Annotated in this window: 28 protein-coding genes; 11 read left to right on the forward strand and 17 right to left on the reverse strand. The window is 63.8% G+C overall.

The window, feature by feature from the left end:
* The first annotated feature begins 43 nt into the window (after nt 1-43).
* From clpA to DXH78_RS13605, 3 genes are all read left to right on the forward strand, one after another.
* Nucleotides 44-2,485: an ATP-dependent Clp protease ATP-binding subunit ClpA gene (gene clpA, locus DXH78_RS13595; RefSeq protein ID WP_115517537.1), complete on the forward strand. Its 2,442-nt coding sequence runs from the start codon at nt 44-46 to the stop codon at nt 2,483-2,485.
* Between the two features lie 136 nt (nt 2,486-2,621).
* Nucleotides 2,622-3,368 (forward strand): AzlC family ABC transporter permease, encoded by a 747-nt coding sequence (locus tag DXH78_RS13600; RefSeq protein ID WP_115517538.1) that lies wholly within the window; start codon nt 2,622-2,624, stop codon nt 3,366-3,368.
* Complete coding sequence (locus DXH78_RS13605; protein WP_115517539.1) at nt 3,365-3,703, forward strand: AzlD domain-containing protein; 339 nt, start codon at nt 3,365-3,367, stop codon at nt 3,701-3,703. The genes DXH78_RS13600 and DXH78_RS13605 overlap by 4 nt, the downstream gene beginning before the upstream one ends.
* A 3-nt stretch (nt 3,704-3,706) precedes the next feature.
* On the opposite strand, the gene DXH78_RS13610 is transcribed toward DXH78_RS13605, so the two are convergent.
* The 6 genes from DXH78_RS13610 to DXH78_RS13635 all read right to left on the reverse strand — a co-directional run bounded on the left by DXH78_RS13610 (nt 3,707) and on the right by DXH78_RS13635 (nt 7,655).
* Nucleotides 3,707-4,129: an HIT family protein gene (locus tag DXH78_RS13610; RefSeq protein WP_115517540.1), complete on the reverse strand. Its 423-nt coding sequence runs from the start codon at nt 4,127-4,129 to the stop codon at nt 3,707-3,709.
* 44 nt (nt 4,130-4,173) lie between these two features.
* A complete protein-coding gene (locus DXH78_RS13615; RefSeq protein ID WP_245416815.1) occupies nt 4,174-5,490 on the reverse strand; it encodes a GNAT family N-acetyltransferase in 1,317 nt (438 codons plus the stop codon).
* A gap of 213 nt (nt 5,491-5,703) precedes the next feature.
* Nucleotides 5,704-5,973 (reverse strand): hypothetical protein, encoded by a 270-nt coding sequence (locus tag DXH78_RS13620; protein ID WP_115517542.1) that lies wholly within the window; start codon nt 5,971-5,973, stop codon nt 5,704-5,706.
* A gap of 134 nt (nt 5,974-6,107) precedes the next feature.
* Nucleotides 6,108-6,374: a hypothetical protein gene (locus tag DXH78_RS13625; protein ID WP_115517543.1), complete on the reverse strand. Its 267-nt coding sequence runs from the start codon at nt 6,372-6,374 to the stop codon at nt 6,108-6,110.
* Nucleotides 6,375-6,422: 48 nt separating this feature from the next.
* Nucleotides 6,423-7,172 carry a glycerophosphodiester phosphodiesterase family protein gene (locus DXH78_RS13630; RefSeq protein WP_115517544.1) on the reverse strand — a complete coding sequence of 250 codons (750 nt, stop codon included), beginning with the start codon at nt 7,170-7,172 and terminating at the stop codon, nt 6,423-6,425.
* A 15-nt stretch (nt 7,173-7,187) separates the two neighbouring features.
* Nucleotides 7,188-7,655, reverse strand: a complete 468-nt coding sequence (locus DXH78_RS13635) for a RidA family protein (protein ID WP_115517545.1) — start codon at nt 7,653-7,655, stop codon at nt 7,188-7,190.
* A gap of 154 nt (nt 7,656-7,809) precedes the next feature.
* Here DXH78_RS13635 and DXH78_RS13640 point away from each other — a divergent pair, with 154 nt between their 5' ends.
* Nucleotides 7,810-8,721, forward strand: coding sequence for a cell envelope integrity EipB family protein (locus tag DXH78_RS13640; protein ID WP_168192808.1), 912 nt, complete (start codon nt 7,810-7,812; stop codon nt 8,719-8,721).
* A gap of 144 nt (nt 8,722-8,865) precedes the next feature.
* Here the strand turns inward: DXH78_RS13640 and DXH78_RS13645 are convergent, their stop codons facing one another.
* Nucleotides 8,866-10,116 (reverse strand): DNA polymerase IV, encoded by a 1,251-nt coding sequence (locus tag DXH78_RS13645; RefSeq protein WP_245416816.1) that lies wholly within the window; start codon nt 10,114-10,116, stop codon nt 8,866-8,868.
* Complete coding sequence (locus tag DXH78_RS13650) at nt 10,113-10,412, reverse strand: DUF3572 domain-containing protein (RefSeq protein WP_245416817.1); 300 nt, start codon at nt 10,410-10,412, stop codon at nt 10,113-10,115. Before DXH78_RS13650 ends, DXH78_RS13645 begins: the two co-directional genes overlap by 4 nt.
* Nucleotides 10,413-10,549: 137 nt before the next feature.
* On the opposite strand from DXH78_RS13650, the gene DXH78_RS13655 reads away from it, so the two are divergent.
* Entirely contained in the window at nt 10,550-10,921 is a 372-nt protein-coding gene (locus tag DXH78_RS13655; RefSeq protein WP_115517549.1) for a response regulator, read from the forward strand.
* A gap of 29 nt (nt 10,922-10,950) precedes the next feature.
* Entirely contained in the window at nt 10,951-12,324 is a 1,374-nt protein-coding gene (locus DXH78_RS13660) for a PleD family two-component system response regulator (RefSeq protein WP_115517550.1), read from the forward strand.
* A gap of 843 nt (nt 12,325-13,167) precedes the next feature.
* On the opposite strand, the gene trhA is transcribed toward DXH78_RS13660, so the two are convergent.
* The 3 genes from trhA to DXH78_RS13675 form a co-directional block, all read right to left on the reverse strand.
* Nucleotides 13,168-13,809 (reverse strand): PAQR family membrane homeostasis protein TrhA, encoded by a 642-nt coding sequence (gene trhA, locus DXH78_RS13665; protein WP_115517551.1) that lies wholly within the window; start codon nt 13,807-13,809, stop codon nt 13,168-13,170.
* A gap of 63 nt (nt 13,810-13,872) precedes the next feature.
* Entirely contained in the window at nt 13,873-14,121 is a 249-nt protein-coding gene (locus tag DXH78_RS13670) for a hypothetical protein (protein WP_245416818.1), read from the reverse strand.
* A gap of 197 nt (nt 14,122-14,318) precedes the next feature.
* Nucleotides 14,319-14,684 (reverse strand): hypothetical protein, encoded by a 366-nt coding sequence (locus DXH78_RS13675; RefSeq protein ID WP_115517552.1) that lies wholly within the window; start codon nt 14,682-14,684, stop codon nt 14,319-14,321.
* 175 nt (nt 14,685-14,859) lie between these two features.
* Between DXH78_RS13675 and DXH78_RS13680 the strand changes: the two genes are divergently transcribed.
* Nucleotides 14,860-15,078 carry a hypothetical protein gene (locus DXH78_RS13680; RefSeq protein WP_115517553.1) on the forward strand — a complete coding sequence of 73 codons (219 nt, stop codon included), beginning with the start codon at nt 14,860-14,862 and terminating at the stop codon, nt 15,076-15,078.
* The gene (locus DXH78_RS13685) at nt 15,075-15,356 is read left to right on the forward strand and encodes a type II toxin-antitoxin system RelE/ParE family toxin (RefSeq protein WP_168192809.1); all 282 of its coding nucleotides are present in this window, start codon (nt 15,075-15,077) and stop codon (nt 15,354-15,356) included. Before DXH78_RS13680 ends, DXH78_RS13685 begins: the two co-directional genes overlap by 4 nt.
* Nucleotides 15,357-15,447: 91 nt before the next feature.
* Here DXH78_RS13685 and DXH78_RS13690 read toward each other — a convergent pair whose 3' ends face one another.
* From DXH78_RS13690 to DXH78_RS13705, 4 genes are all read right to left on the reverse strand, one after another.
* Complete coding sequence (locus DXH78_RS13690) at nt 15,448-16,263, reverse strand: S1 family peptidase (RefSeq protein ID WP_115517555.1); 816 nt, start codon at nt 16,261-16,263, stop codon at nt 15,448-15,450.
* Nucleotides 16,264-16,445: 182 nt separating this feature from the next.
* On the reverse strand, nt 16,446-16,730 hold the full coding sequence (locus DXH78_RS13695; protein WP_115517556.1) for a hypothetical protein: 285 nt from the start codon (nt 16,728-16,730) through the stop codon (nt 16,446-16,448).
* Between the two features lie 163 nt (nt 16,731-16,893).
* Nucleotides 16,894-20,580, reverse strand: coding sequence for a vitamin B12-dependent ribonucleotide reductase (locus DXH78_RS13700; protein WP_115517557.1), 3,687 nt, complete (start codon nt 20,578-20,580; stop codon nt 16,894-16,896).
* Nucleotides 20,581-21,496: 916 nt separating this feature from the next.
* Nucleotides 21,497-22,588: a mechanosensitive ion channel family protein gene (locus DXH78_RS13705; protein WP_115517558.1), complete on the reverse strand. Its 1,092-nt coding sequence runs from the start codon at nt 22,586-22,588 to the stop codon at nt 21,497-21,499.
* A gap of 120 nt (nt 22,589-22,708) precedes the next feature.
* Between DXH78_RS13705 and DXH78_RS13710 the strand changes: the two genes are divergently transcribed.
* On the forward strand, nt 22,709-23,119 hold the full coding sequence (locus tag DXH78_RS13710) for an NADH:ubiquinone oxidoreductase subunit NDUFA12 (RefSeq protein WP_115517559.1): 411 nt from the start codon (nt 22,709-22,711) through the stop codon (nt 23,117-23,119).
* A 122-nt stretch (nt 23,120-23,241) separates the two neighbouring features.
* Complete coding sequence (locus DXH78_RS13715) at nt 23,242-24,222, forward strand: DUF2155 domain-containing protein (RefSeq protein ID WP_115517560.1); 981 nt, start codon at nt 23,242-23,244, stop codon at nt 24,220-24,222.
* A gap of 6 nt (nt 24,223-24,228) precedes the next feature.
* Here DXH78_RS13715 and aat read toward each other — a convergent pair whose 3' ends face one another.
* Complete coding sequence (aat, locus tag DXH78_RS13720) at nt 24,229-24,912, reverse strand: leucyl/phenylalanyl-tRNA--protein transferase (RefSeq protein ID WP_115517561.1); 684 nt, start codon at nt 24,910-24,912, stop codon at nt 24,229-24,231.
* A gap of 140 nt (nt 24,913-25,052) precedes the next feature.
* Between aat and DXH78_RS13725 the strand changes: the two genes are divergently transcribed.
* Complete coding sequence (locus DXH78_RS13725) at nt 25,053-25,436, forward strand: response regulator (RefSeq protein WP_115517562.1); 384 nt, start codon at nt 25,053-25,055, stop codon at nt 25,434-25,436.
* 14 nt (nt 25,437-25,450) lie between these two features.
* On the opposite strand, the gene DXH78_RS13730 is transcribed toward DXH78_RS13725, so the two are convergent.
* Nucleotides 25,451-26,560 carry a sensor histidine kinase gene (locus DXH78_RS13730; protein ID WP_115517563.1) on the reverse strand — a complete coding sequence of 370 codons (1,110 nt, stop codon included), beginning with the start codon at nt 26,558-26,560 and terminating at the stop codon, nt 25,451-25,453.
* Nucleotides 26,561-26,564: the final 4 nt, after the last annotated feature.

The following is a 26,564-nucleotide window of genomic DNA, read 5'->3' on the forward strand; positions in this document are numbered from 1 at the left end:
GACGACTGACAAACGCTTCTACATAACGGGACTGGAACACTGAATGCCGACATTCTCCCGCAGCCTGGAACAATCGCTTCATCGGGCGCTTGCGCTCGCGAATGAGCGGCATCACGAATACGCGACGCTGGAGCATCTGCTGCTGGCGATGATCGACGATCAGGACGCCTCCGCTGTGATGCGGGCCTGCAATGTCGATCTGGAGAAGCTGCGCCGCAGCCTGGTTTCCTATCTCGAGTCGGAACTCGAGAATCTCATTACCGATGGCGGCGAAGACTCCAAGCCCACCGCCGGGTTCCAGCGTGTCATCCAGCGCGCGGTGATCCATGTGCAGTCGTCGGGCCGTGAGGAAGTGACCGGCGCCAATGTGCTGGTCGCGATCTTCGCCGAGCGCGAGAGCCACGCCGCCTATTTCCTGCAAGAGCAGGACATGACGCGCTACGACGCCGTCAACTACATCAGCCACGGCATTGCCAAGCGTCCGGGCCTGACCGAGCAGCGCCCGGTGCGCGGCGCGGACGAGGAAGCCGACGCCAAGGGCGGTGGCAGCGACGAGCCCAAGAAGAAGGGCGATGCGCTGGAGGCTTACTGCGTCAACCTCAACAAGAAGGCCAAGGACGGCAAGATCGATCCGCTGATCGGCCGTGATCAGGAGATCAGCCGCACCATCCAGGTGCTGTGCCGCCGCTCCAAGAACAATCCGCTGTTCGTCGGCGAAGCCGGCGTCGGCAAGACCGCGATCGCCGAGGGTCTGGCGCGCCGCATCATCCATGGCGAGGTGCCGGACGTGCTGAAGGGCGCGACCGTGTTCGCGCTCGACATGGGCACGCTGCTTGCCGGCACGCGTTATCGCGGCGACTTCGAAGAGCGCCTCAAGCAGGTGATCAAGGAGATCGAGGCCTATCCGGGCGCGATCATGTTCATCGACGAGATCCACACCGTGATCGGCGCCGGCGCGACGTCCGGCGGCGCGATGGACGCGTCGAACCTGCTCAAGCCGGCTCTGTCCTCCGGCACCATCCGCTGCATCGGCTCGACCACCTACAAGGAGTACCGCCAGTACTTCGAGAAGGATCGCGCGCTGGTGCGCCGCTTCCAGAAGATCGACGTCAATGAGCCGTCGGTGCCGGATGCGATCGAGATCCTCAAGGGGCTCAAGCCGTATTTCGAGGAGTATCACAAGCTCAAATACACCAATGACGCCATCAAGGCGGCGGTGGAGCTGTCGTCGCGCTACATCCACGATCGCAAACTGCCGGACAAGGCGATCGATGTGATCGACGAATCCGGCGCGGCGCAGATGCTGCTGCCCGAGGGACGGCGCAAGAAGACCATCGGCGTCAAGGAAATCGAGACCACGATCTCGACCATGGCCCGCATTCCTCCCAAGACCGTGTCGAAGGACGATGCCGAGGTGCTCAAGCATCTTGAACAGACGCTCAAGACCGTGGTCTACGGCCAGAACAAGGCGATCGAGGCGCTCTCGGCATCGATCAAACTGGCGCGCGCCGGCCTGCGCGAACCGGAGAAGCCGATCGGCTGCTACCTGTTCTCGGGCCCGACCGGCGTCGGCAAGACCGAGGTCGCCAAGCAGCTGGCGCTGTCGCTCGGCGTCGAACTGATCCGTTTCGACATGTCGGAATACATGGAGCGGCACACCATCTCGCGCCTGATCGGTGCGCCTCCGGGCTATGTCGGTTTCGACCAGGGCGGCTTGCTGACCGATGGCGTCGACCAGCACCCGCACTGCGTGCTGTTGCTCGACGAAATCGAGAAGGCGCATCCGGATCTGTTCAACGTGCTGCTGCAGGTCATGGATCACGGCAAGCTCACCGACCACAACGGCAAGCAGGTCGATTTCCGCAACGTCATTCTCATCATGACGACGAACGCGGGCGCGTCCGACATGGCGAAGGCGGCCTATGGCTTCACCCGCACCAAGCGGGAAGGCGAGGACCAGGACGCGATCAACCGGCTGTTCACGCCGGAATTCCGCAACCGTCTCGACGCGACCATCACCTTCGGCCATCTGCCGCAGGAGGTCATCTCCCAGGTGGTCGAGAAGTTCGTGCTGCAGCTCGAGGCCCAGCTCGGCGACCGCAACGTCACCATCGAACTGTCGGACGAAGCGTCGCGCTGGCTCATCGCCAATGGCTACGACGAACTTATGGGCGCGCGGCCGATGGCCCGCGTCATCCAGGAGCACATCAAGAAGCCGCTGGCCGATGAGGTGTTGTTCGGCCATCTGAAGAATGGCGGCCATGTCCGCGTCATCGTCGACAAGGATGAGAACGGCCGCGACAAGCTCGGCTTCCAGTTCCTCGACGGCCCGGTGACGCCGAAGCCGGAGAAGCTGCCGGCGGTCAAGCCGAAGGCCAAGCGCCGCGCGTCACCGAAGCCCCGTCCCAACAAGCCGAAGGGCGACGGCGGCGAGGGCGGCGGCAAGAAGGGCTCGGTGCCGAAGGTGCCACTGCTGAAGGCCTAAGAGCGACCACCGCAACGCAATAACAAAGGCCGGGCCTCACGCCCGGCCTTTTTGATTTCGCAGAGCGTGCATGCGCCCGACGAAGGGGACTGCGCGCATTGCCGGTTGCGGACGACCGGGCCGTGTGAGAAACCGGATGCTAATGCCGGATCTCAGGTCCTTTCCCACATCGTCCGCAGCGTTTCTTGGCGGCGTCAAGCGCGCGCTCACTTCGGTATTCTTTCCGGTGATGGCCGGCACCTATATCGGCCTCGGGGCGCTGGCGCATGACTACGGCTTGTCGGCATGGTGGCTCACCGCATCGACATTGTTCGTCTGGGCGGGGCCGGCCCAGGTCATCCTCATTTCGGGGATAGGCACCGGCTCGGCGCTGATCGAGGTGGCCATTGCCGTGAGCCTCAGCGGCATCCGCCTGTTTCCCATGGTGGTCGCGCTGCTGCCGCTGTTGCGCACGCGCGCGACACGCACAATCGATCTGGTGCTGCCGGCGCATTTCACCTCAGTCAGCATGTGGATCGAGTCGCTGCACACGCTGCCCGGCATCGCGGCCGAAAACCGTCTTGCGTACTGCAATGGTTTGTCGGTCGCCTATATCAGCGTGGCGGCGACTTCCGGGCTGGTGGGCTTCTTCCTGGCGGCTGGCTTGCCACCCTTGTTCGCGGCGGCGCTGCTGTTCATTACGCCGCTGTCGTTTCTGATCTCGACCGCGCGCAGCGCAGTGACCTTGCTGGACCGCGTTGCGCTGGGGCTCGGCATTGTTTTCGGCTCCTCGCTCGCGGCGCTGAACGTCGAGTTCGATCTGATGTGGTCCGGCGTCGGCGGCGGCACGCTGGCCTATGTCGTGCATCGCGTGCTGAAGGCGCGCGGGGAGGCGCGTGTATGACCGGGGAGCTGTGGCCTTATTTCGTGCTTCTCGTTGTCGGCTTCCTGCCGAACGAGGCCTGGCGCGCGCTCGGCCTGGTTTTAGCGCGCGGGCTTAACGAGGAGTCGGAGATTGTTCTGTGGTCGCGGGCGGTGGCGACGGCGATCCTGGCCGGCGTCGTCGCCAAGCTGATCGTGTTCTCGAATGGCGCGCTGACCACCATTCCGCTCAGTGTCCGCATGGCTGCGGTCGCCATCGGCTTTGCGACCTTCCTGCTGATCCGCCGCTCGGCGCTGGCCGGCGTGCTGGCGGGCGAGGCGGCGCTGCTGATCGGCGGCTATTTCTTCGCGCAGTGAGCGTTAGCCCAGCGCCGCGCTCAGCTTCTTCGCCATCTCGGCCAGCGCCTCTGGCTTTTCTTTCTCGGCGGCGGGCGGCTTCATCGGCATGCCGGTCTTGCGCGGGATAACGTGAACGTGGAGGTGGAACACCACCTGACCGCCGGCACTTTCGTTGAACTGCTGCACCGTCACGCCGTCGGCGCCGAGCGCGCCCATCGCGGCCTGCGCAATCCTCTGCGCCACTTTGGCGACATGGGCGAGATCGTCGGGAGGGCAGTCGATGAGGTTGCGGGCGGCTGCCTTCGGCAGCACCAAAGTATGTCCCGGCGCGCGCGGCATGATGTCGAGGAAGGCCAGCGCCTTGTCGTCCTCATAGACCTTGTGACAGGGCAGCTCGCCGCGCAGGATCTTGGCGAAGATGTTGTTCGGATCGTAGCTCGGCATAGGGGACTCCGGTGGACGGCCGTCAATCCCGGCCATGAGGGCAGCTACTCTTGTTCGTCCAAATCCTTGCGGAACGGCGCGGCCTCCGCAAGCTCCTCGGAAGCGGCTTCGACATAGGCCCGCTCGCGCTCGAGATACTGGGCGACGGCGCGGCGCAGCCCGGCGTCGGCGATGTAATGCGCCGAATAGGTGGTGTGGGGCAGGTAGCCCCGCGCCAGCTTGTGCTCGCCTTGGGCGCCGGCCTCGACCCAGCGCAGTCCCTTCGCGATCGCATAGTCGATCGCTTGATAGTAGCAGACCTCGAAATGCAGGAAGGGGTGATGCTCGATGGCGCCCCAGTTGCGGCCGTAGAGGGTGTCGCTACCGAGGAAATTGATGGCGCCGGCGATGTAGCGGCCCGCGCGCTTGGCCATGATCAGCACGATGCGATCGGCCATGGTCGCGCCGATCGCCGAGAAGAATTCGCGCGTGAGATACGGGCTGCCCCATTTGCGGGAGCCGGTGTCCATGTAGAACGTGAAGAAGGCGTCCCACGCCTCCTCGGTCAGGTCTGTGCCGGTCAGCCAGACGATATCGATCCCGGGGCTGAGCGCCTCCTTGCGCTCGCGGCGGATGGTCTTGCGCTTGCGCGACGATAGTTCGCCGAGGAAATCCTCGAAGCGCGCATAGCCCGGGTTCTTGAAATGAAACTGCTGGTCGGTGCGCTGCAGGTAGCCGCGCTCGCCGAGCAGGTCCCATTCGGTTTTGGTGCAGAAGGTAACGTGCGCGGACGACAGGTCGTTCGCGTCCGTCAGCTTGGCCAAGGCCTCGGCGAGTACGTCGCGGATGCCTGCGGCTCCCGGGCCGGGTCGCGCGAGCAGACGCGGTCCGGTGACCGGGGTGAAGGGCACCGAGACCTGGAGCTTGGGGTAGTAGGCGCCGCCGGCCCGTTCGAAGGCATCAGCCCAGCCGTGATCGAAGACATACTCGCCGCGCGAATGGGTTTTCACATAGCAGGGCGCGGCGCCGAGCAGGGTGCCATCCGCGGCCTCGGCCAGGAGGTAGCGCGGCAGCCAGCCGGTGCGGTCCCCCACGCAGGAGGCCTGTTCAAGAGCGGACAGAAAGCTGTGTGAAACAAATGGGTTATCTAAATGTCCTCGTGTTGATAATTCAGGGGATAAGTCATCCTCATTGTTCACATGAGATCGGGGCTTGTCCTCGTCCGGTCTGGGCGCGGCCGGAGGCGCTTGTGGAAATGTTATCCCGTCTGGGGAAAACTTTGCTGCGCCAGCGCCGCTTTGTCCCGCGCAAGCGTCCCATTGTACTGCCGGAATCTCGGCGAGGCTCTGCGCCATTCGAATGCGGATTTCGTCGTCGCTCATGGGGACAGGATGGGACGCTATGGACGGAGCCTGTGGATGGCGACAGCGGACTTTGTGGACAAACAGCTGCCGCCGAACGGGCCTTCAGTGTCGCACGCCGGCGCCGCATTGACGACAGGCCGAGCTGCCTGCACCGTTGCCATCGTTAACTCACAGACACAATGCAGCGCGCCCGGGAACCGGGCGCGCTGCGAAGTGCTGACGTGTATCGCCTCAGGGGCAGGTTATCATCTGGTAACCCGGCGTCTGGCCCGGTTGGGCGACGGCTCGACAGCCGACCGGCACGACTTCGCAGCCATGCGTGGTGCAGGCGATGGTCTCCGGAGTCGAAGCGCGAGCCCGCAGGGCTTCGCTTCGGTGGGTCGGTTTCTTTGTCGATGCGGCGTAAGCAGAGGGGGCAGGCAGGGCAAACGCCGCGGACAGGGTCAGCGCAGACAAAGCGATAACGTTGGCGCGGAAGGCGCCATGGAACAGGTTCGGCATTTTCGATTTCTCTTGGATTGGATTGAAACGCCGCACCGCGCCGTGTGACGCGATGCGTTCTTGCCCTTGGCGGGGCATGTAGGTACCGGTCGCTCGGCCGACCACGGCGTTTTTCGATGAGCAGTTCCGCAAATTTAGCGGCAGACCACGACGTCAAACCCGCTCGGTATGCCATCCCAGCGGTAGCCGGTCTGCGGGCGGCAATTCGGCGGGATTGGATGACAGCCGAAAGCGGTGCACGCGATCTGCCGAGGTGCCGACCGCGCCGGCCGTTTCACAATCTTCTTGGTCGGCTTTGAAACCTGCTGCGACGATTGCGCGGCTGCCGGGGAGACGGGCGCCGCAATGGTCACGGCAAAGGCCAGAGCCAGTGGAAGGGTCATGGTGCGGATGATGCGCATGACAAAATAACCGTTCTGGCTCGCAGATGGTTCCGGCGGCGCCAGCGTTCAAGGCGCGCGGAACCCTTCGAAAATCATCTGGTCGGCATAGCGCGCAGCTGTCGCACGGTCTTCGGCGCTGCGGACCGTCCAGGTCAGGAGCGGCCGGCCAAAGATGGTCCGCGCCACCAGCGGCGCCAGCGCCGGCAGGTTCTTGACCGACCAGGCGACGAAATGCGGCCGCGTCCGCGGTGCATGCAGCAGGAAGGCGAGATTGCGTTTGGTCGCCGCGGACAAGGCGTCCCATTCGTGGTGGCGGTAGTGGCGTTCGGCGACAATGCCGCGCGTGAGCGCCGGTGCCGTTTCGCGCAGCGTGGCAACAGGCTCCGGATCGAACGACATGGCGGCAGCAGGGCCCTTGTAGCGGCCCAGCACGTCAGCGACGCGGCGTGTGAGCCGGAGATCACCGTCGAACCGGCTCTTGATCTCGACAACGAGTGGCACGCGGCCACTAACGAGTTCACACAGTTCGGAGAGCGTCAGCATGCGGTCCGCCGTCGTCTTGAAGGCGACCTGCTTTAAAGCGGCGGCGTCGAGGTTTGCTAGCGGCGCGCTGCCTTCGGTGAGGCGACCGAGCGCGTCGTCGTGATGCACCATGGCCTCGCCATCGGCGCTGACCTGGACATCGCATTCGATGCCGTAATCACCGGCCATCGCAGCTGCAAACGCCGAGGCCGTGTTCTCGACGATGCCGGCCGCGGCATCATGCAAGCCGCGGTGAGCGATCGGACGTGCCGTGAGCCAATCCAGATCCGGCATGGGCGCTCCCGCGCGTCAGGCGACCTCGAACATGCCATCGACTTCGACGGCCGCATTGGCGGGTAGCGCCGAGACGCCGACGGTCGAGCGGGCGTGGCGACCCTTGTCACCGAACACTTCCACCATCAGGTCGGAAGCGCCGTTCATGACCTTCGGTCCGTCGGCATAGCCGGGGGCGGAATTGATGAAGCCGCCAAGCCGCACCACGCGCACGACCTTGTCGAGGTCGCCAATGGCGGCCTTGACCTGCGCGAGCAGGTTGATGGCGCAGGCGCGGGCGGCTTTCTGGCCGTCTTCCATAGAGACACCGGCACCGAGCTGGCCGGTCGCCACCAGCTTGGCATCCTCACCAAAACAAAGCTGCCCCGAGATCGTGAGCAAATTGCCGCTGCGGACGGCGCCGACATAGTTGGCGATCGGCGCGGCCGGCGTCGGCAGCGTAATTCCGAGGTCGTTCAGCTTCTTTTCGATGGCGCCGGCCATGAGTTATCTCCGTATGTCGTGTCGTTGCGGGTCGTATTGGCCGAAAGTCATGGCCGATTGGGCCTGGGAGCGCAAGGCGGCCGGGCGCAAGACACGCCTCGTTCTTGCCCCTATCATTGCGTCAGATAGCGCCGGATTCTTTGCCAGGGTTGTCATGAAACAAATCACATTCGGCCTCGCGCTGCCGGTTCTCGCTGCCCTTGCGGCAGGCCTCCTGACCGGCACGACCGACAGTCAGGTTCGGGCTGCGCCGATTGCCGCGCCGGTGCCGCCGGGCGAGGCGGCCAAGGCCAAGCCCGTGGTGCTGGCGTCGCACCGCGCCGTCTACGATCTCAAGCTCGCCAAATCGAGCGGCAGCCGCGGTATCCAGGCAGCGCGGGGCCGCATCCTGTACGACTTCTCGGGCAGCGCCTGCGATGGTTACGAACTGCACTTCCGCCAGGTGTCCCAACTCGACTCCGGCGAGGGCAAGACCATCCTCAGCGACCTGCGCTCGACCACCTGGGAGAATACGGACGCCAGCAAATTCCGCTTCAACTCGGAGAACCTGCTCAACGACAAGGTCACCGATACAGTCGATGGCAGCGCCGAGCGCGGCGCCTCGGGCGTCAAGGTGGGTCTCAACAAGCCGACCAGCAAGACCTTCAATGTCCCGGCCGATGTTGTATTTCCGACCGAGCATATGCGCCGCATCATCGAAGCGGCGCGCGCCGGCAAGACCATTCTCGAATTCCCGGTCTATGACGGCTCCGACGGCGGCGAGAAGCTCTATCACACGCTGACGGTGATCGGTGCCGCCATCGATCCGGCGCAGAAGCCGGCCGACGACGTAACCGGAAAGGACCCGGCGATGGCCGGCATGCTGCGCTGGCCGGTGACGGTGAGCTACTTCGACAAGAAGAGCGAAGACAGCGAGCGCACCGGCGAGCAGACCCCGGTCTATGCCATCGCTTTCGAACTCTACGAGAACGGTATCTCGCGGGCGCTTGTGCTCGATTACAACGACTTCACCATCAAGGGCGACCTGAGTTCGCTGGAGATGAAGAAGGCGAAGGTTTGCCAGTGATGATCTGTCCGGACGTGGTGCAGCGCGAAGCGGTGCATTGCAGAGCCGGGACCTTTACAAATGCTGGGTCTGGGGCGGCCCCGGTTCTGCGGTGCACCGTTACGCTTCGCTCCACGCTGCGCCGCGCCCGGGACAAGTGCAGTCTCACTCCTCCTCAATCGCCAGACCCTTCACCACCGCGGCCTTGCCGAATTTCTCGCGCAGTTTGTCGACTGCGTGTTCGGCCAGCGCCCCGCGCCGGTTGAGCAGATCGGACAGGTCTTCGCCGTCCGACTCGACCAGATGGCTGACGCCGATGCCGATCAGGCGATAGCGCGTCGATCCAACCTCGTTTTTGAGCATGTCGCGGCCCTCGGCGAAGATGCGACCGGCAAGTTGCGTCGGAGCAGCGAGCGAGCGGGCGCGGGTACGCGTTTTGAAATCCGCGCTCTTGAGCTTGAGCGTCACTGTGGAGCCGGCAAGCTGCGCCGCCTTGAGCCGTGCCGACACCTTCTCGGTCAATTCCCACAACGTTTGTTCGAGAGGGCGGAAATCGCTGATGTCGGTGTTGAACGTGGTCTCGGACGAGACGCTCTTGGTGTCGCGCTCCGGGTCTACTTTGCGCGTATCGATGCCGCGCGCCAGTCGCCACAGCCTTTGCCCTTCCTCGCCATAGCGGCGCATGAGGTCGTGCTCGTCGGCGCGCTGCAGGTCGCCGATAACGCGGAAGCCGTCTTGCGCAAGCTTGCCGGCGCTCACGGCGCCGACGCCATAGATGAAACCGACGGGACGCGGGGCGAGGAAGGTCATCGCCTCGGACTGACCGATCACGGCGAAGCCGCGCGGCTTGTCGAGGTCGGAGGCGATCTTGGCGAGGAACTTGTTGGCGGACAGGCCGATCGACACCGTGATGCCGACATCGCGCTCGATGTCGCGCGCGAACCGCGCCAGCACTTTGGCGGCGCTCATGCCATGGAGGCGTTCGGTGCCGGTCAGATCCAGGAAGGCTTCGTCGATCGACAACGGCTCGACCTGCGGTGTCAGCGCCAGCATCGCGGCGCGGACTTCGCGGCCGACTTCGGCATATTTGCGCATGTTCGGTTTGACGATGGCCGCCTGCGGACAAAGCTCCAGCGCCTTGAACATCGGCATGGCCGAGCGCACGCCGTAGGTGCGGGCGATGTAGCAGCAGGTCGAGACCACGCCGCGCTTGCCGCCGCCGATGATCAGCGGCTTGTCGGCGAGGGCAGGGTCGTCGCGCTTCTCGATGGTGGCGTAGAAGGCATCGCAGTCGATATGGGCAATGGTCAGCGTCGCGAGGTCGGCATGGCGTGCCAGTCGCGGCGAGCCGCAGGCGGCACAGCGTTTGGCCGTATCGGCCGTGTCTTTGAGACAATCGCGGCAGAAGGCGGTCACGGGATTTCGCGCTCCCAGGGCTGGCCCCCAAGCGCGATATGAGCCCGGAAAATGTCCTCGGGCCGGCAGGCGGCATGCGCCGTGAATTCGCTCGCGAGTTGCTCGTCGGAGGCGAGGTAGGCCAGCACGCCGGCGAGGAACCCGGGCTCACCCACCTGGTCGCGAATCCCGGACGGATCGAGGCCGGTCACCCCAAAGAAGCGGGTTAACCTTTCCGAATCCCCCGCAATGAAGCCAAGTGCTTGAATTGCCAGCTCTTCGGCGGCCTCTGGGGGCATGCTGCGGGGGGCTTTCACCGGACGAGTTTGCCTTTCCGTAAGAAATCACCACTAACGTCGTGTGTGGATCATACCTCACGCGGGCGGCCGCAAGGCGCCGCAGCACCGGGTGAGGCGCTAGCCATTGGAAGTATTTGGGGACAACGGGGCGGAGCATGGCGAAGACCGTCCTGATCGTCGAGGACAACGAACTCAATATGAAGCTCTTCCACGATCTGCTGGAAGCGCATGGCTATGACGTCGTCGGCACCCGCAACGGCATCGAGGCCCTCGACCTCGCCCGCAAGCACCGGCCGGATTTGATCCTGATGGATATCCAGTTGCCGGAAGTGTCGGGCCTCGAAGTCACCAAATGGCTCAAGGACGACGCCGAGCTCAAGGCCATTCCGGTGGTCGCCGTGACTGCCTTTGCCATGAAGGGCGACGAGGAGCGCATCCGCGAGGGTGGCTGCGAAGCCTATCTCTCCAAACCGATCTCGGTGGGCAAGTTTATCGAAACCGTCCGCCATTTTCTGGGACCTGCCTGATTTAGGGTTTGCCAGGAAGGGAATTTGCAATGACCGCCCGCGTACTCGTCGTCGATGACATTCCAGCCAATGTGAAGTTGCTGGAGGCGCGGCTGTCCGCCGAATACTTCGATGTCGCCACCGCCTATTCGGGCGCCGAAGCGCTGGCTTTGTGCGACCGCGCCGAATGCGACATCGTGCTGCTCGACGTGATGATGCCGGACATGGACGGCTTCGAGGTCTGCCGCAGGCTCAAGTCCAACCCGGCGACGCATCACATTCCGGTGGTGATGGTGACCGCGCTGGACCAGCCCTCCGACCGCATCAAGGGCCTGGAAGCCGGGGCCGACGATTTCCTCACCAAGCCGGTGAGCGACGTCGCGCTGATTTCGCGGGTGCGCTCGCTGGCGCGGCTCAAGATGATCACCGACGAACTGCGCATGCGCGCGCTGACCTCCAAGGAGATCGGCATCCAGAGCGCCGAGCGCGAGGCGGTGACCGACACCGGCCGGGGCGGCAAGGTTCTCATCGTCGATGACCGGCAGTCCTCCTACGAGCGCATCGCGCAGACGTTGTCGGCCGAGCAGACGGTCGACGTGCAGAGCGATCCGAAGGAGGCCTTGTTCCGCGCCGCCGAAGGCGACTACGAACTGATGATCGTGTCGCTCGGCCTCAAGGATTTCGACGGCTTGCGGCTGTGCAGCCAGGTGCGCTCGCTCGAGCGCACCCGCGGCCTGCCGATCCTCGCCATCTCCGAGCCGGACAACAATGCCCGCCTGGTGCGCGGGCTCGAAATCGGCGTCAACGACTATCTCATTCGCCCGATCGACAAGAACGAGATGCTGGCGCGCGTGCGCACCCAGGTGAAGCGCAAGCGTTATACCGACCGGCTGCGCGACAATTTCGCCGCGTCGATCGAGATGGCGATCACCGATGCGCTGACCGGCCTGCATAACCGCCGCTACATGGAAACGCATCTGGGCGCGCTGACCGAACAGGCGGCGCAGCGCGGCAAGCCGCTGGCGGTGTTGATCCTCGACATCGACTTCTTCAAGTCGATCAACGACAATCACGGCCACGATGCCGGCGACGACGTGTTGCGCGAATTCGCCGTGCGCATCCGCAAGGCCATCCGCAACATCGATCTGGCCTGCCGCTATGGCGGCGAGGAGTTCGTCATCGTCATGCCGGAAACCGACCTCGCGGTCGCCGGCATGGTGGCCGAGCGCATCCGCCGCCGCATTGCCGGCGAGGCCTTCTCGATCCAGCAGGGCGCCAAGAGCCTCGACGTCACGCTGTCGATCGGCATTGCGGCCCTGGGCGGCGCCGGCGACACCGCCGCGGCCATGCTCAAGCGCGCCGACCAGGCGCTGTACCGCGCCAAGCGCGACGGGCGGAACCGCGTGGTTGAAGAGGCGGCGTAGCCGGCTCGCTTTTCAAGCCGCGATATTCTCGTCGTCATTCCGGCTTCGCTCACGTCGTTCGCGCCCGGAATGACGAGCGGACATGACTCATCGCCCGCGTTCTTTGGTCGGCCCCGGGCAGGCCGCAGTCCTGAACATCATTCCAAGTGCGCACTCGATAAGACGAGGGCGCGCGGAACGCCGGGGCCCAACAACCCCATGACTCTGTGCGCGTGTTGGTTTGGTAGTGCGCACAGACGTCGTCGCCACGGAAATTGCCGGACTTCCGGCGTTCCGCACGCGGTGTTTCTAGGTTTGCTCCGCGCCGTTCCCGGTGGTCGTCCGTTCGTCATCGGCCTGTTCACAGCCCGACAACGCTCCACCGAAGGGGCAGGCAACTCGCCGGTCCTGTTCTGACTCAGGACCGGGTACCGGCCGTCAGGGCCCCGGCACGCGGCAGGCGTGCAGGAATCCCGGCGCGGCTTGGACCGCCGGGAGGGGAAAGCTGCGCCGCATCTCCGACGCCCCGTGCCCGGCCACCGCTCCCCGCCCCGCATCTGAAGATGCTGTACAGACACCCCTCGCAGAAGGGGCGGGATGGAGGGGAATATAGACCTAGGCTTAAATACAGTCAAGCGGCATTTTGAATAAATTCCGTCCTCATCCTGAGGAGGGCGCGCTTGCGCCCGTCTCGAACCATGGGGCGGCCTCGATCCTTCGAGACGCCCTCGCTGCGCTCGGGCTCCTCAGGATGAGGCCGATGAGATGCTGCGGCGTCTGGAGTCCGGGCTCGCGCGTTGCACGCGCGCCCCGGAATGACGGAGAGAGAAGGCGCCCCGGAATGACGGAATGGGTGAGGCGGCGTTACGCCACCGAGGTCAGCACCGCGCCGTAGTGGCACAAGGCTGCCGACAGGACGAAGCTGTGCCAGATCGCGTTCTGGAAGCGCAGGCTGCGCCAGACGTGGAAGATGACGCCGACGGAATACAGGATGCCGCCGGCGGCGATCAGCGCCAGGGTCAAGGGCCCCAGCGCGGCGGCCATCGGCCCGATCACGAACAGGCCGCTCCAGCCCATCAGCAGATACAGCGCGATGGAGAGACGATCGAAGCGGCCCGGGAAGAGCAGCTTGAGCGCGATGCCGGCGATGGCGCAGACCCACTGCACGATGAGGATCGCGACCGGCGCCTCGCCGCCCATCGGCAGCACGAAGGCGGTGTAGGTCGCGGCGATCAAAAGATAGATCGCCGAATGATCGAGCCGGCGCAGCCACCATTTGACCGGCGTCAGCGGCCACAGATTGTAGGCGGCGGAAAAGCCGATCATCGCCATCAGCCCGCAGAGATAGATCGTGATCGCGGCGAATTGCGAGACATTGGCGTGATGAACGGCAATGACCAGGAGCACCGCCGCGCCGGCAATGGCCAGCGCAATGCCGAGCGCATGCACGACGGCATCGGCAATGGTCTCGGCGCGGTCGTAATTCCAGGCGATCGGTGTTGTCATTGCGAAAGCGTAACGGGGGAATAAGGCGCTGCCTTGACGGTGACGCAGCGGCCCCGCGACGCTTTAAGGCGCGGCTTTTTTCTTCTTCTTGGACTTCGGCTTTACAGCCGGTTCGGCCGGCGGGTTGGCGGCGTCCTCGGCTTCCTTGGCGAGTCGCAAGGCCCGCAGCTTGGCGGTCTTGGCGCGCATGGAGATCGCGGCCGCCTCATATTCGGCGGCGGCTTTCAGACCGTCGCGGGCCTGATCCTGACGCCTTTTCAGCTTGGCGCCGGCGTCGTTGGGCGACGATGCGTTGATGGATTTGTTCAGCAAGACCTCCTGTTGTGGGGGCTCGGCGCCCGGCAACAACCACTGGTCGAATGTACCATACTTCAAGCGGAGTCGTTACCCGCATGAGGGGTGAAAAGCGCGCGAAAACGGCCGTTTCAGGGTGTTTTTGGCGGCGCCGCGCTGGGCCCGGGGCGCGAAAGCGCCCAGCGCCGCGATGTCCGGCGCCGCTTGAGTCGCCCTTATTTGCCGCAATTCCACTGATAGCCGATCGGCGTCGTGGTCCAGCACGGGCCGAAGGAGCCGCCGTTCCAGCGGCCGCGATAGAAGCGCGGATCGGAGTAGCCCCAATAGGCGATGCGCGGGCCGCCGGCGCGGTAATAGGCGCGTCGCTCGCGCTGGATCTCCATGTACCGGTCGCGCTCGATCTGCGCCGGCGTGCGATAGCCGGGCAGGAAGCCGGTGCCGCGGGGGATGTGGCGTTTGGTGACGTGCTTTTTGGCGGGCTTGGGGACGGTTTGCGCGGATGGGTCCGACGACGCGGATGAGGCGAGGGCAGGCGACGCGGCCAGAAGCAGGGCGGCAAGTCCGGCGAGTGCGAGTCTCATGCGTTGATCAATACACCGTCATGGCCGGGCTTGTCTCGGCCATCCCGCTGAGGCAGGCACAGTGCGTCCCTAAGCGGGATCACCGGGACATAAGGGCGTTACACCCGTCTTTGACGGGCTATGCCCGGTGATGGCAGGTGGTGGAGCGCATGGGCATCTGTGCTATATTTATCTGATGAACGCCGCGACCCGGGACATTCTACGCAAGGTCGAAACCTGGCCCGAAGAGGACCAGAACGAACTGGCCGCGCTCGCCCGCGAGATTGAGGCGCGGCGCACCGGCGTCTATGTGCTGAGCGATGAGGAGAAAGCGGCGATAGCCGAGGCTCGGCGCGAACCTTTTGTCTCCGATGAAGAGATGGCGCAGTTCTGGAAGCGCCACGGCGTCCGTTGAAGGTCCGCTACCGGCCACGGGCGAAGGCGGACATTGACGAGATTTTCCAGTATTTGAACGAACGCAGCCCGTCCGGCGCGCTCCATGTGCTCTCGGCTATCGCCGACGCGATCGACGAGATAGGCGCCAATCCTGATGCGTGGCAGGCGACGTCACTCCCTGACATTCGTGCCAAGACGGTCGGGCGTTATCGTTACAAGATTTTCTATGCGGCAGTTGGCGACGAGACCGTCGAGATTATCCACGTGCGGCACACCGCGAGACGGCCGTGGACGTAGGGCGGATTAGGCGCAGCCGTAACCCGCCGAGCGGATTTGACCGGGAATGAAGATAGTGGATTACGCTCCGCTAATCCGTCCTCCGAGCTTACTATCTTTTTTCGATCGGCGCGGCTGGTGCCAATTGGCCTTTTGCTAACCCTTGAGATTTTCGCCAAGCGTCAATCGTTTCATCGACATAGTCTATGGGCAAAACTTCAGCCAACCCTGAATTTTCTTCGAAAGCGATTCTTGGGCGGCCAGTTTGTGGGCTGACTGCGACATCAGTGTAGGGTTTATAACTTGTTACGACACCTATTAAGTTCGCGCTTGGTTGCGACTTGGTTCCGTCGATGGCGACAATTTCTGGTCGGAGTACGACGGGCCCGCCGCTGTTGCCCGGAAAGACTAACGCATCAATCATAAATGTCTTAGAGGCGCCTTCTAGCATTTCAGAAATGCGCGCAATAACTCCCTGGCGCACAATGACGTGGTTCTTCTGAGAGCCTGCCAAGTTCATCGGAAAGCCGAGCACAAAGGTGCCGTCACCAGCAGAAACTTGTCTGTCGATAAGGCGGGCCTTTGTCAGAGCATTAGTGTCGCCAAGGAAAAAACTCGGCTCGTATCCAAGCGGATAGAGCGCTTCGAAATTAACGCGGACAATGGCGATATCGATGTCGTTGTCGGGATGAAAGAACCAAGTCGCCTCTCCAGGATTCGGTCTGTCGGGAATTTTGAACTGCTGAATTGGCGTTTTTGGATCCTTTGGATTTATGCGAACTTGAACTTCGGTTTTACCGCTTTTTCGATGCGCTTCGATGACGTGGCGGGCTGTTACAAGGTATACTTCGTATCCTTTTTTTTGGTTAGGTCCAGGTCGTCTTTTATAAGATTTCCGTAGAAGAATCCGGTTCCTTTGGTTTGCCATTCAACGCGAGGCGGTTGACCCGGTAATGACGTGGGCTGCATATCGCCAATGGCAACGACACTATTCACAAAAAATGGTGGAATTAGCATTGCGCCACTTTCGGAAATCAAAAATGCCCCAGCTGCGAATATTGCGACAAGAAACGTGTTGTTTTTAAATATCATGCCAGCGCTTGTTTTTTATCACCAAGGATTCCGCCGTCCCGTTTGCCCGGTATACGGGTTGTAATTCCCGCGCGTGCCGTAGTTATCGAGCGTCGTGTTGTTAGGATTGGTCTGATAGTGGCCGCCTGTGTAGCCGCCGCTGTTGCTATTGTAGTGTGGCGCAACATAGTGCGAGTTCGGATTCGAGCCCGTGCCGTATGAGCCGTATCCGGAATTGTAGCCGCGGTTTGAATTATAATATTGCGCGTTCGCCGTGCCGACGGCCGAGACAAGCGCCATGGCGGCGAGAAGCAGAGTCTTCATTTTGTAATCCCCCCTTAGCCGCCATTTGATGGCGGTTGTGGAGAGGGTATATTTCGCTCAACTGCAAGTAAACAGCAAAAAGGCGGCCCACTGGGCCGCCCTTTTAGTCGTGGCTGGCCGAGCCTGCGCCCGGTCATGACGTTTTGTGCTTGCGGCTAACGCCTCACGAACACCCGCTCGTTGACCCACACGTGTCGCACTTCATGCAGGTGCCGTTGCGCACCAAAGTGAAGTTGCCGCATTCGCCGCACATCTCGCCTTCGTAGCCCTTGGCCTTGGCTTCGGCGCGCCGCTCGGAAGCGAGCGCCTTGGCCGATGGCTGCGCGACGGCGACGGCTGCCGTTGCGTGGCCGACTTCGAGCTGCTGCGCGGGCGACAGCTTCATCTCCGGCTCGGCCTTGAGCGCGGTGGCCGCGTGTCCGCCGGAGAAGGCTGTCACGTTGGCGGTCGACACCGCCTGCGCGGCAGGCGAGGCGACCACCGACAGCGAGCGCGTCAGGCCCTTCGACACGAAGTTCGGCGCCGCCTTGCCTTCGCTCTCGCCGGCGCCCAGCGCGTCGAACGAGCCCTGGCTCGGGTCGACATGGGCGAGGTCGTAACGTTCGAGATACGACACCGCCAGTTCCCGGAACACGTAATCGAGGATCGAGGTGGCGTATTTGATCGAGTCGTTGCCCTGCACCGGGCCCTGCGGCTCGAAGCGGGTGAAGGTGAAGGCATCGACATATTCCTCGAGCGGCACGCCGTATTGCAGGCCGAGCGAAATGGCGATGGCGAAGTTGTTGAGCAAAGAGCGCAGCGCCGCGCCTTCCTTGTGCATGTCGACGAAGATCTCGCCGAGACGCCCGTCGTCATATTCGCCGGTGCGCAGATAGACCTTGTGGCCACCGACCACGGCCTTCTGCGTGTAGCCCTTGCGGCGCGACGGCAGCTTCTCGCGCTCGCGCAGCACGGTGACGCGCTCGACGATCTTCTCGACCACCTTCTCGGCGAGGCCGGTGGCGCGGGCCGCCGCCGACTTCTCGAGGAAAGCCTCGATCTGGTCTTCCTCGTCATCCTCATCGGCGATGAGCTGCGAGTTCAGCGGCTGCGACAGCTTGGAGCCGTCGCGGTACAGCGCGTTGGCCTTCAGCGCCAGCTTCCAGGACAGGAGATAGGCCTCCTTGCAGTCCTCGACGGTGGCCTCGTTCGGCATGTTGATGGTCTTGGAGATGGCGCCCGAAATGAAGGGCTGCGCCGCCGCCATCATCTTGATGTGGCTGTCCACCGACAGATAGCGCTTGCCGGTGCGGCCGCACGGATTGGCGCAGTCGAACACCGGATAGTGCTCGAGCTTTAGGTGCGGCGCGCCTTCCACCGTCATGGCGCCGGCCACGTGGATGTTGGCGGCCTCGATCTCGCGCTTGGTGAAGCCGAGCGCGGCGAGGAGGTCGAAGGTCGGCAGCGCCAGTTGCTCGACCGAGATGCCAAGGACGTCGCGGCAGAACGCTTCGCCGATGGTCCACTTGTTGAAGGCGAACTTGATGTCGAAGGCGGTCGGCAGCGCCTTTTCGATCTTGGCGATCACCTCGTCGGTGAAGCCCTTCGCTTTCAGGGTGGTGTGGTTGATGCCCGGGGCCTGCGCCAGCGAGCCATGGCCCACGGCAAAGACCTCGATCTCGGCGATCTGCGCTTCCGAGTAGCCGAGCGTGCGCAGGGCTTCCGGCACCGCGCGGTTGATGATCTTGAAGTAGCCGCCGCCGGCCAGCTTCTTGAACTTCACCAGCGCGAAGTCGGGCTCGATGCCGGTGGTGTCGCAATCCATGACCAGGCCGATCGTGCCGGTCGGCGCGATGACGGTGGACTGCGCGTTGCGATAGCCGTGCTTCTCGCCGAGTTCGATGGCGCGATCCCACGCCGCCTTGGCATGCGCGACCAGCTTCTGGTCGGGGCAGGAGGCGTGATCGAGCGGCACGGGGGCCTGCGAGATTTTCTCATAGCCCTGGCGTTCGCCGTAGGCGGCGCGGCGGTGGTTGCGCATCACGCGCAGCATGTGCTCGCGGTTCTTCTTGTAGCCCGGGAACGGACCTTGCTTCTCGGCCATTTCGGCCGAGGTGGCATAGGACACGCCGGTCATGATCGCAGTGAGGGCGCCGGCATAAGCGCGGCCCTCATCGGAGTCATAGGACATGCCGGAGGTCATCAGCAGGCCGCCGATATTGGCGTAGCCGAGGCCGAGCGTGCGGAATTCATAGGAGAGCTGGGCGATTTCCTTGGACGGGAACTGCGCCATCAGCACCGAGATTTCCAGCACCACGGTCCACAGCCGCACCGCATGCTCGTAGCTCTCGACGTCGAAGGCGCCGGTCTTGCCGTCGCGGAAGGTCAGGAGGTTCAGCGAGGCGAGGTTGCAGGCCGTGTCGTCGAGGAACATGTACTCGGAGCACGGATTGGAGCCGCGGATTTCACCCGACGCCGGGCAGGTGTGCCAGTCGTTCACGGTGGTGTGGAACTGCAGACCCGGATCGGCGCAGGCCCAGGCGGCGTGGCCGATCTTTTCCCACAGATCGCGCGCCTGCACGGTCTTGGCGACCTTGCCGTTCTTGCGGAACGTCAGATCCCACTTGCCGTCGGCTTCGACCGCCTTGAGGAACTGGTCGGTGACGCGCACCGAGTTGTTCGAGTTCTGGCCCGACACGGTGAGATAGGCGTCGCTGTCCCAGTCGGTGTCATAGGTCGGGAAGTCGATGTCGGTGTAGCCCTGCTTGGCGAACTGGATGACGCGCTTGATGAGGTTGTCCGGCACAAAGGCCTTGCGGGCGAGCTTGACCTCGCGCTTGAGCGCCGGGTTCTTGTCCGGGTTGAAGCAGTCGTCGTCCGAGCCTTCGCAGTTCACGCAGGCCTTCAGCACCGCCTTGAGGTGCTTCTGGTTGATCTTGGAGCCGGTGACGAGGGCGGCGACCTTCTGCTCTTCCTGTACCTTCCAGTCGATGTACTTCTCGATATCCGGATGGTCGGCGTCGACGATCACCATCTTCGCCGCGCGGCGCGTGGTGCCGCCCGACTTGATGGCGCCGGCAGCGCGGTCGCCGATCTTGAGGAACGACATCAGGCCCGACGACTTGCCGCCGCCGGACAGGCGCTCGCCTTCGCCGCGGAGATTCGAGAAGTTGGTGCCGGTGCCGGAGCCGTATTTGAACAGGCGCGCCTCGCGCACCCACAGATCCATGATGCCGCCCTCGTTGACGAGGTCGTCGCTGATCGACTGGATGAAGCAGGCGTGCGGCTGCGGGTGTTCGTAGGACGATTTCGACTTGGTCAGCTTGCCGGTCTGGAAGTCGACGTAATAGTGGCCCTGGCCCGGGCCGTCGATGCCGTAAGCCCAGTGCAGGCCGGTGTTGAACCACTGCGGCGAGTTCGGCGCGCACATCTGCTTGGCGAGCATGAAGCGCAGCTCGTCGTAAAAGGTCTGGGCGTCGTCTTCACTGTTGAAGTAGCCGCCTTTCCAGCCCCAGTAAGTCCAGGTGCCGGCCAGGCGATCGAACACCTGCTTCGACGAGGTCTCGCCGATATAGCGTTCCTTCTCGGGCAAGGCTTCGAGCGCGGCCTCATCGGCCACCGAGCGCCACAGGAAGGAGGGGACGGAGTTTTCTTCGACCTTCTTCAGGCGGGCGGGGACGCCGGCCTTGCGGAAATACTTCTGCGCCAGCACGTCGGAGGCAACCTGCGACCAGAATTCCGGCACCTCGACATTGTCCAGCTTGAAGACAACGGAGCCATCCGGATTCTTGATCTCGGACGTGGTCAGACGGAAATCGATTCCTGCGTAAGCCTGACCCGCATCCTTGGTGTAGCGTCGTTCAATCCGCATCTTCTCAGTCCCCAAAATTCCGGGCGGCCTGGGCCGCCGACGATTATTCCAGACGGACCTGTCCCTGTCCGCCTTCTGACAACTCAAAAACTCTGTCTGAGACCCACCTCAGCGGTCCGGAGCTCGTAAATCGGCACCCGGTACCTCCGGGTCCTTGTCCGACCCGGTTACGCAAAGCTCACCCGTTCCCTGAAAACGCCTGAGAGGGCTTTCAGGGCTCAAAACGCCACAGCGCGTCGGTTTGGAGGTTCCGGCAGGAACGCAAAACGGGAACTCAAACCCACCGTACTGGCACTAAATCTAGGGGACTCACTCCCCATCGTCAACAACAGCTTGTGGGGTATTGGTAACCAAATCACTAAGTCTTGTGTCGGTCGCCACTCCCTACGTCAAAAGCTGGTGTTCGAGATTGGGCCCAGTATGGGCGTTCAAGCCCAACCGGGAAGCCATTTTTCTTCGCCGTCGAGTTAGGTTTTCCTGCCTAGTCCCGTGATAGAAAAATGACCGAAAATGGGGGCTTGCCGACAACCCACAGCTTCTTTTCGGTCTTGGCCGGACGGGGATAAAGGCGGGATAACCACCCGGGAACCGGGATGAGAGTCGCTGATTCTCGTTTAGAGGTCAGGCCCTTAGCCTGTGGGTGCGGCAGACTGACCAGCGGGATAAGGACACCCACCGCTGTGAATCGCGCCATGGGCGAGGTTCTTAAGGCGACGCCAAGGAATCGTTCGGCCACCGCGCATGGCGGGGCCTACGAAAAAGGCGGACCTCAGAGAGGCCCGCCTTCTTATTTCCCGGCACTGTCATCTCGTATCCAGCGCGCAAATGCTGAATTCCTGAGCACGATAACTCCAGAATCTGGGCAATGGCAATGGCGCCGTCGTGCGCCTCTGGCGACCTGCTCAAACCGGGGCGGTCAGATCTGTTGTCTGTCGATCGCCACATCGGCCCGGCGCCGCGGCAGCGCCTCGGGGTGTTCGCGCTGCAGGAAGTCGATGAGTTTCTCGCGCACCTCGCAGCGCAGATCGAAGGTCCGGGGTGCCGACCGCGCGCTGACGAGGCAGCGCAGTTCCAGCGTGTCCGTCTTGCAGTCGGTGACCTGGAGATTGACCACCTTGCCGTCCCACAAAGGCGAGGCCTTGGCGATTTCCTCAAGCTTGGCGCGGATCGCCGCCACGGGCGCGCGATAATCCACATAAAGCATCGACGTGCCGATCAGCTCCGAGTTTTCGCGCGTCCAGTTCTGGAACGGCTTCTCGATGAAATAGGTCAGCGGCACGATGAGGCGCCGCCAGTCCCAGAGCCGCAACACCACGTAAGTCGCGGTGATCTCCTCGACCCAGCCCCATTCGTTCTCGACGATCACGGCATCGTCGATGCGGATCGGCTGCGTCACCGCCAGTTGGACGCCGGCAATGAGGTTCGACAGCACCGGCCGTGCCGCAAAACCGGCAACGAGACCGGCGACGCCCGCGGAAGCGAACAGGCTGACGCCGTATTGGCGCACCGGTTCGAAAGTCATCAGCGCCGCGCTGATCGTGAAGATGATGATGAGCACGTCGAGGGCGCGCAGCAGCACGCGAACCTGCGTGTAGTGCTTGCGCGCGAGCAGGTTGTCGTCGCTGTCGATGCGGAATTGCAGCAGGTAAAGGTCCGCTGCGATCTTGAGCGCCGTCATCGCCGCCCAGCCGATCATGGCAATGACCGCGATCAGCATGAAGCGGCCGATCCATTCCGCGGTCTGGGAGTCGAAGGGGGCCACCGGCACCGAGATCGACAGCGCGAGAATGATCAGGCCGAGACGGGTGACGCCGCGCATTTGCTGCACGACGGTCAGCGCGTAGGGGAAGCGCGTCGCCAGCGTCTTGCGCAGCAGCCGCCGTGCGGTCTTGTGCAGCGAATAGGCAATGGCGACGGCAAGGGCCACGATCACGATCGCGACTATCTGGTCGGGCAGCCAGGCCAGCCACTGGGCGAGGGCGTTGAGCGCCGATCTGAGCGAGTCCATATGTGCCGAAAGTCCCCCGATAATGCGTGAAAAATGTGATGAATGGCGCCGGGGGCATGCTGGACACGGGCGTGCCGGGGTGTCACAACGCGCCCATCGCAACAGAAATGCGCGTCGGCGATGAAAAGTTTCCTGCTGAAATGCTTCACCTGGTGGAACTCCTCCACCTTCGGTACCGATTTGTGGACCCGTCTCTACGGCGAGAAGGTCGGCACCGACGAGTTCGGCAACACCTATTACCGGACCAAGGGCGGCAAGATCGATCCGACGCTGCTCTTCGAACGCCGCTGGGTGATCTATAACGGCTATGCCGAGGCGAGCACCGTGCCGCCGGGCTGGCACGGCTGGCTGCACCACACCGTCGACGTGCCGCCGACCGATGAAACTTACGTCCCGCGTGAATGGCAGAAGCCGCATCGGCCGAACATGACGGGGACGCCCGGCGCCTACCGGCCGCAGGGCTCGACTCTCGCATCGGGCCGCCGCCCCAAGGCGACCGGCGACTACAAGGCCTGGTCTCCGGAAGGCTGATGCCGATCGCGGCCTTCTGGGCCGCCCTTCCGCCGCCGCATTCACCGTGTTAACCGGACCCCATACGGCGCGTGCGAATCCGCGCGCGCGGGCGCCTGAAACTCCCTGATCAAGCGACATTTATGGCCCGGGTCCGGCTTCCAGCGATAGCGATGATGGTGCTGCTCGGCGCGGGTCCGGCGCTGGCCCAGTTCACCGACATTTTCAGCGACGGCCCGCCGCGTCCGCCCGGCAATGTGCCGCGCGGCCAGCCTCCGCAGCAGGCACCGAATGTTGCGCCGGCCGACCTCGGCCGCGGCCGCGACGTTCAGAGCGGCGCCACGGCCACGCAATCGGGGAACTGGGTCAATCCGGATCTGCCGCCCGCACAGCCTTTGCCGGCACCGATGAACCTGCCGCCGTCCAGCCGGCCGGGCCGCGGCGGCATCCAGTCCGACGAATTGGCGCCACTGCCGGGCACCAATGCGAGGCCGGGCGACCTGACTCCCATGACACCGGTTGCACCGAGTGCACCGGCGGGCCAGCAGCCGCAGAATGCCGGCCCGAATCCGGTGCAGACACTGCCCGGCCTGCCGCCGGGCCAGCGTCAGCCGCCGGGAACGCCGACCGACGCCGCGCTTCAACCGGGCGACGAAGTCGTGGTCGAGCCACCGCCGCAGCGCATCGCCAATCCGACGGCGGTGTTCAACGGTCTCGACAAGATCACCGGCCGCATCATCTCATTCGACGTCGCCATCGATGAAACCGTGCAGTTCGGCGCGCTGCGCGTGACGCCGCGGGTGTGCTATTCGCGGCCGCCGACCGAAACGCCGAACACCGACGCTTTCACCCAGGTCGATGAGGTGACGCTCAACGGCGAGATCAAGCGTATTTTTTCCGGCTGGATGTTTGCGGCGAGCCCCGGCCTCAACGCGGTCGAGCATCCGACCTATGACGTCTGGCTGACCGACTGCAAAGGCGGCACCAATCCGAACGTCGCGGACGCCGCCGAAGCCAAGAAGCCGGCACCCGCCGCCGCGCCCGCTCAACGCGCGCCGCAGCCGCGTCCAACGCAGCCGCGTACGCAACAGCCCGCCGGCAATTTGTTGCCGCCGCTGCGCTGATCGGCCTTACCGCGTCGATCCATTATCGAGAATGGCCAGCGCCTCCGCGCCGCTGATCGGTCGGTCGGCCGGCAGCGCGGCGAAATCGGCGGTGCCGATCAGCGCCTCTTCGAGCAGCTTGTGATAGCGCTTTTTCGGCACCTCGACGGCGCCGAAGCTGCGCAGATGTTCGGTCACATATTGCGTGTCGCAAAGTGTGAAGCCGCCGGCCTTCAGCCGCGCAATCAGATGCACCAGCGCAATCTTGGACGCATCGCGCACGGTGTGAAACATGCTCTCGCCGAAATAGGCGCGGCCGAGCGACACGCCGTAAAGCCCGCCGACCAGACGCTCGCCGTCATAGACCTCGACCGTGTGGCAATGGCCGCGGTCGAACAGGCCGCGATAGAGTTTGCGGATGCGATCGTTGATCCAGGTGCGGTCGCGATCGGGCGCCGGCGCGGCGCAGCCGTCGATCACGGCATCGAAATCGCGATCGACAAGAACGGTGAGGGGCGTGGTGCGCACCGTGCGGGCCAGCCGTGCGGACACATGGAAACCGGACAGCGGAATAATGCCGCGCTGCTCTGGCTCGATCCAGTACAGCGCCGGATCGTCGGCATTCTCCGCCATCGGGAAGATGCCGCAGGCATAGGCCTTGAGCAGCACGTCGGGCGTAATTTCGAACGGGGCATTGTCGCGGCTGGCCATAGCCTGATCTTAATCCAGAATGCGCGGTTCCGGCGACGTTAAGATGCCGCTTACCATACATATCAAAATGTCAGACGGCGCGAACATTAGCCTGCCGCACGGCGTTGTCATGCGAGCTGAACTCGATCGCGAGTATCGCCATGAGTCGTGGGCCGCAGCCGATCAAAGTGCTTCTGGTGGAGGACGATGTCGTGATCGGCTCCCTTGTGGCCGACAAGCTTCGTGATGACGGCTTCGTCGTCCAGGAAGCGAGCACCGGCGAAAAGGCGATCGCCTGGCTCGAAACCGAGCCGGGCATCGACATCCTGTTCACCGATATCAGTCTGCCCGGCGAGGTCGATGGCCGCGAACTGGCGGTGCGCGCCCGCGCCATGCGGCCAGACCTGCCGATCGTTTATGCCTCCGGTTGTTATTCGGCCTTCGGCCTCGAGGGCATGGTGACGCGCTCGCTGTTCGTGCCGAAGCCGTATCAGCCCGCCGATATCTGCGCGCTGCTGGCGCGGCTAACCGAGCCGGTCCATTGACCCGGTCGCGGTGATCAGGCGGCAGGTCGCGGTGCGGCGGCGGGAGCCGCGGGAGGGGGATTGTGCGCCGGCGTGGGAGACAGATCGAAGGTCAGGACGATGCGCGCACCACGATGGGTGCGATCCTGTTCGATGGTGGCGCGAATTTTCTCGGCCATGGCGCGCACAATGCGCTGACCCAAGCCGGTCGATTTCGGACCGCCATTTGGCGCGATGCCGACGCCGTCGTCCTCGACGGTCAGGACGCCGCGATTTTCGCCGTCCTTGCGCAGCATGACGCGGATCACGCCCTTGCCTTCGGGATAGGCGTATTTCAGCGCGTTGGTGACGAGTTCATTGACGATCATGCCGATGGCGACGGCGTGATCGGGTGTCGCCGCGATCGGTTCCGCTTGGAGCGCCAGCTGCGCCAGCGCGCCGTCTTCGGCGGAGCGGCGCAGATCCTCGACCAGGGCTTCGAGATAAAGGTCGATGGCAACCGCCTGGACGTCGTCCGAGGTGTAGAGCCGGCGATGCACCTGCGCTACGGCCATCACGCGGCCGGTGGCATCGCTCAAGGCTTCGCTGACCTCGGCATTGTGAGCAGCGTTTGACTGGATGGTGAGCAGCGAAGCGATAAGCTGAAGGCTGTTGCCGACGCGGTGGTTGACCTCGCGCATGAGGAGCGCGCGTTCGGTCGCCAGCGCCTCGAAGCGATCGCGCGCGGCGCGGACTTCGGCTTCAGCGGCCTCCTTGGCGCGGCGCATGCGCATGGCGTCGACGGCGGTGTGGAACGCGGCCTTGAGCAGGAAAATGAATTCGCCCTGGACGTCCTTGACGACATAGTCGAACGCGCCGGCCTTGAGAACGGCGACCGCCATGCGCGAGTCCTGCGCGCCGGTGACGACGATGACCGGCGGATGATTGGGCATAGCGTTGATGCGCTCGGTCAGCTCGACGCCGGAAATGCCGGGCATGTAAAGATCGACCGCGACGATGTCGAAATCCGAATGTTCGGCAAGCAGGCGCAGTCCGGTCTCGCCGTCGCCGGCGGTCAGGACCTCGATGCCATCGCGGCCGAGGCTCCGCGCGACCAGCCGGCGCAGACCTTCATCATCGTCGATATAGAGAACCTTGCGGGGCATGGTG

Origin of the sequence: Undibacter mobilis, from assembly GCF_003367195.1 — a bacterium.
In the GTDB taxonomy this organism is placed as follows: Bacteria; Pseudomonadota; Alphaproteobacteria; order Rhizobiales; family Xanthobacteraceae; genus Pseudolabrys; species Pseudolabrys mobilis.

What these genes read in the sequence shown, in the direction of transcription:
- clpA (WP_115517537.1), top strand. Translation starts at nt 44, where the DNA reads ATGCCGACATTCTCCCGCAGCCTGGAACAATCGCTTCATCGGGCGCTT.
- DXH78_RS13600 (WP_115517538.1), top strand. Translation starts at nt 2,622, where the DNA reads ATGCTAATGCCGGATCTCAGGTCCTTTCCCACATCGTCCGCAGCGTTT.
- DXH78_RS13605 (WP_115517539.1), top strand. Translation starts at nt 3,365, where the DNA reads ATGACCGGGGAGCTGTGGCCTTATTTCGTGCTTCTCGTTGTCGGCTTC.
- DXH78_RS13610 (WP_115517540.1), bottom strand. Translation starts at nt 4,129, where the DNA reads ATGCCGAGCTACGATCCGAACAACATCTTCGCCAAGATCCTGCGCGGC.
- DXH78_RS13615 (WP_245416815.1), bottom strand. Translation starts at nt 5,490, where the DNA reads ATGAGCGACGACGAAATCCGCATTCGAATGGCGCAGAGCCTCGCCGAG.
- DXH78_RS13620 (WP_115517542.1), bottom strand. Translation starts at nt 5,973, where the DNA reads ATGCCGAACCTGTTCCATGGCGCCTTCCGCGCCAACGTTATCGCTTTG.
- DXH78_RS13625 (WP_115517543.1), bottom strand. Translation starts at nt 6,374, where the DNA reads ATGCGCATCATCCGCACCATGACCCTTCCACTGGCTCTGGCCTTTGCC.
- DXH78_RS13630 (WP_115517544.1), bottom strand. Translation starts at nt 7,172, where the DNA reads ATGCCGGATCTGGATTGGCTCACGGCACGTCCGATCGCTCACCGCGGC.
- DXH78_RS13635 (WP_115517545.1), bottom strand. Translation starts at nt 7,655, where the DNA reads ATGGCCGGCGCCATCGAAAAGAAGCTGAACGACCTCGGAATTACGCTG.
- DXH78_RS13640 (WP_168192808.1), top strand. Translation starts at nt 7,810, where the DNA reads ATGAAACAAATCACATTCGGCCTCGCGCTGCCGGTTCTCGCTGCCCTT.
- DXH78_RS13655 (WP_115517549.1), top strand. Translation starts at nt 10,550, where the DNA reads ATGGCGAAGACCGTCCTGATCGTCGAGGACAACGAACTCAATATGAAG.
- DXH78_RS13660 (WP_115517550.1), top strand. Translation starts at nt 10,951, where the DNA reads ATGACCGCCCGCGTACTCGTCGTCGATGACATTCCAGCCAATGTGAAG.
- trhA (WP_115517551.1), bottom strand. Translation starts at nt 13,809, where the DNA reads ATGACAACACCGATCGCCTGGAATTACGACCGCGCCGAGACCATTGCC.
- DXH78_RS13675 (WP_115517552.1), bottom strand. Translation starts at nt 14,684, where the DNA reads ATGAGACTCGCACTCGCCGGACTTGCCGCCCTGCTTCTGGCCGCGTCG.
- DXH78_RS13680 (WP_115517553.1), top strand. Translation starts at nt 14,860, where the DNA reads ATGAACGCCGCGACCCGGGACATTCTACGCAAGGTCGAAACCTGGCCC.
- DXH78_RS13690 (WP_115517555.1), bottom strand. Translation starts at nt 16,263, where the DNA reads ATGGCAAACCAAAGGAACCGGATTCTTCTACGGAAATCTTATAAAAGA.
- DXH78_RS13695 (WP_115517556.1), bottom strand. Translation starts at nt 16,730, where the DNA reads ATGAAGACTCTGCTTCTCGCCGCCATGGCGCTTGTCTCGGCCGTCGGC.
- DXH78_RS13700 (WP_115517557.1), bottom strand. Translation starts at nt 20,580, where the DNA reads ATGCGGATTGAACGACGCTACACCAAGGATGCGGGTCAGGCTTACGCA.
- DXH78_RS13705 (WP_115517558.1), bottom strand. Translation starts at nt 22,588, where the DNA reads ATGGACTCGCTCAGATCGGCGCTCAACGCCCTCGCCCAGTGGCTGGCC.
- DXH78_RS13710 (WP_115517559.1), top strand. Translation starts at nt 22,709, where the DNA reads ATGAAAAGTTTCCTGCTGAAATGCTTCACCTGGTGGAACTCCTCCACC.
- DXH78_RS13715 (WP_115517560.1), top strand. Translation starts at nt 23,242, where the DNA reads ATGGCCCGGGTCCGGCTTCCAGCGATAGCGATGATGGTGCTGCTCGGC.
- aat (WP_115517561.1), bottom strand. Translation starts at nt 24,912, where the DNA reads ATGGCCAGCCGCGACAATGCCCCGTTCGAAATTACGCCCGACGTGCTG.
- DXH78_RS13725 (WP_115517562.1), top strand. Translation starts at nt 25,053, where the DNA reads ATGAGTCGTGGGCCGCAGCCGATCAAAGTGCTTCTGGTGGAGGACGAT.
- DXH78_RS13730 (WP_115517563.1), bottom strand. Translation starts at nt 26,560, where the DNA reads ATGCCCCGCAAGGTTCTCTATATCGACGATGATGAAGGTCTGCGCCGG.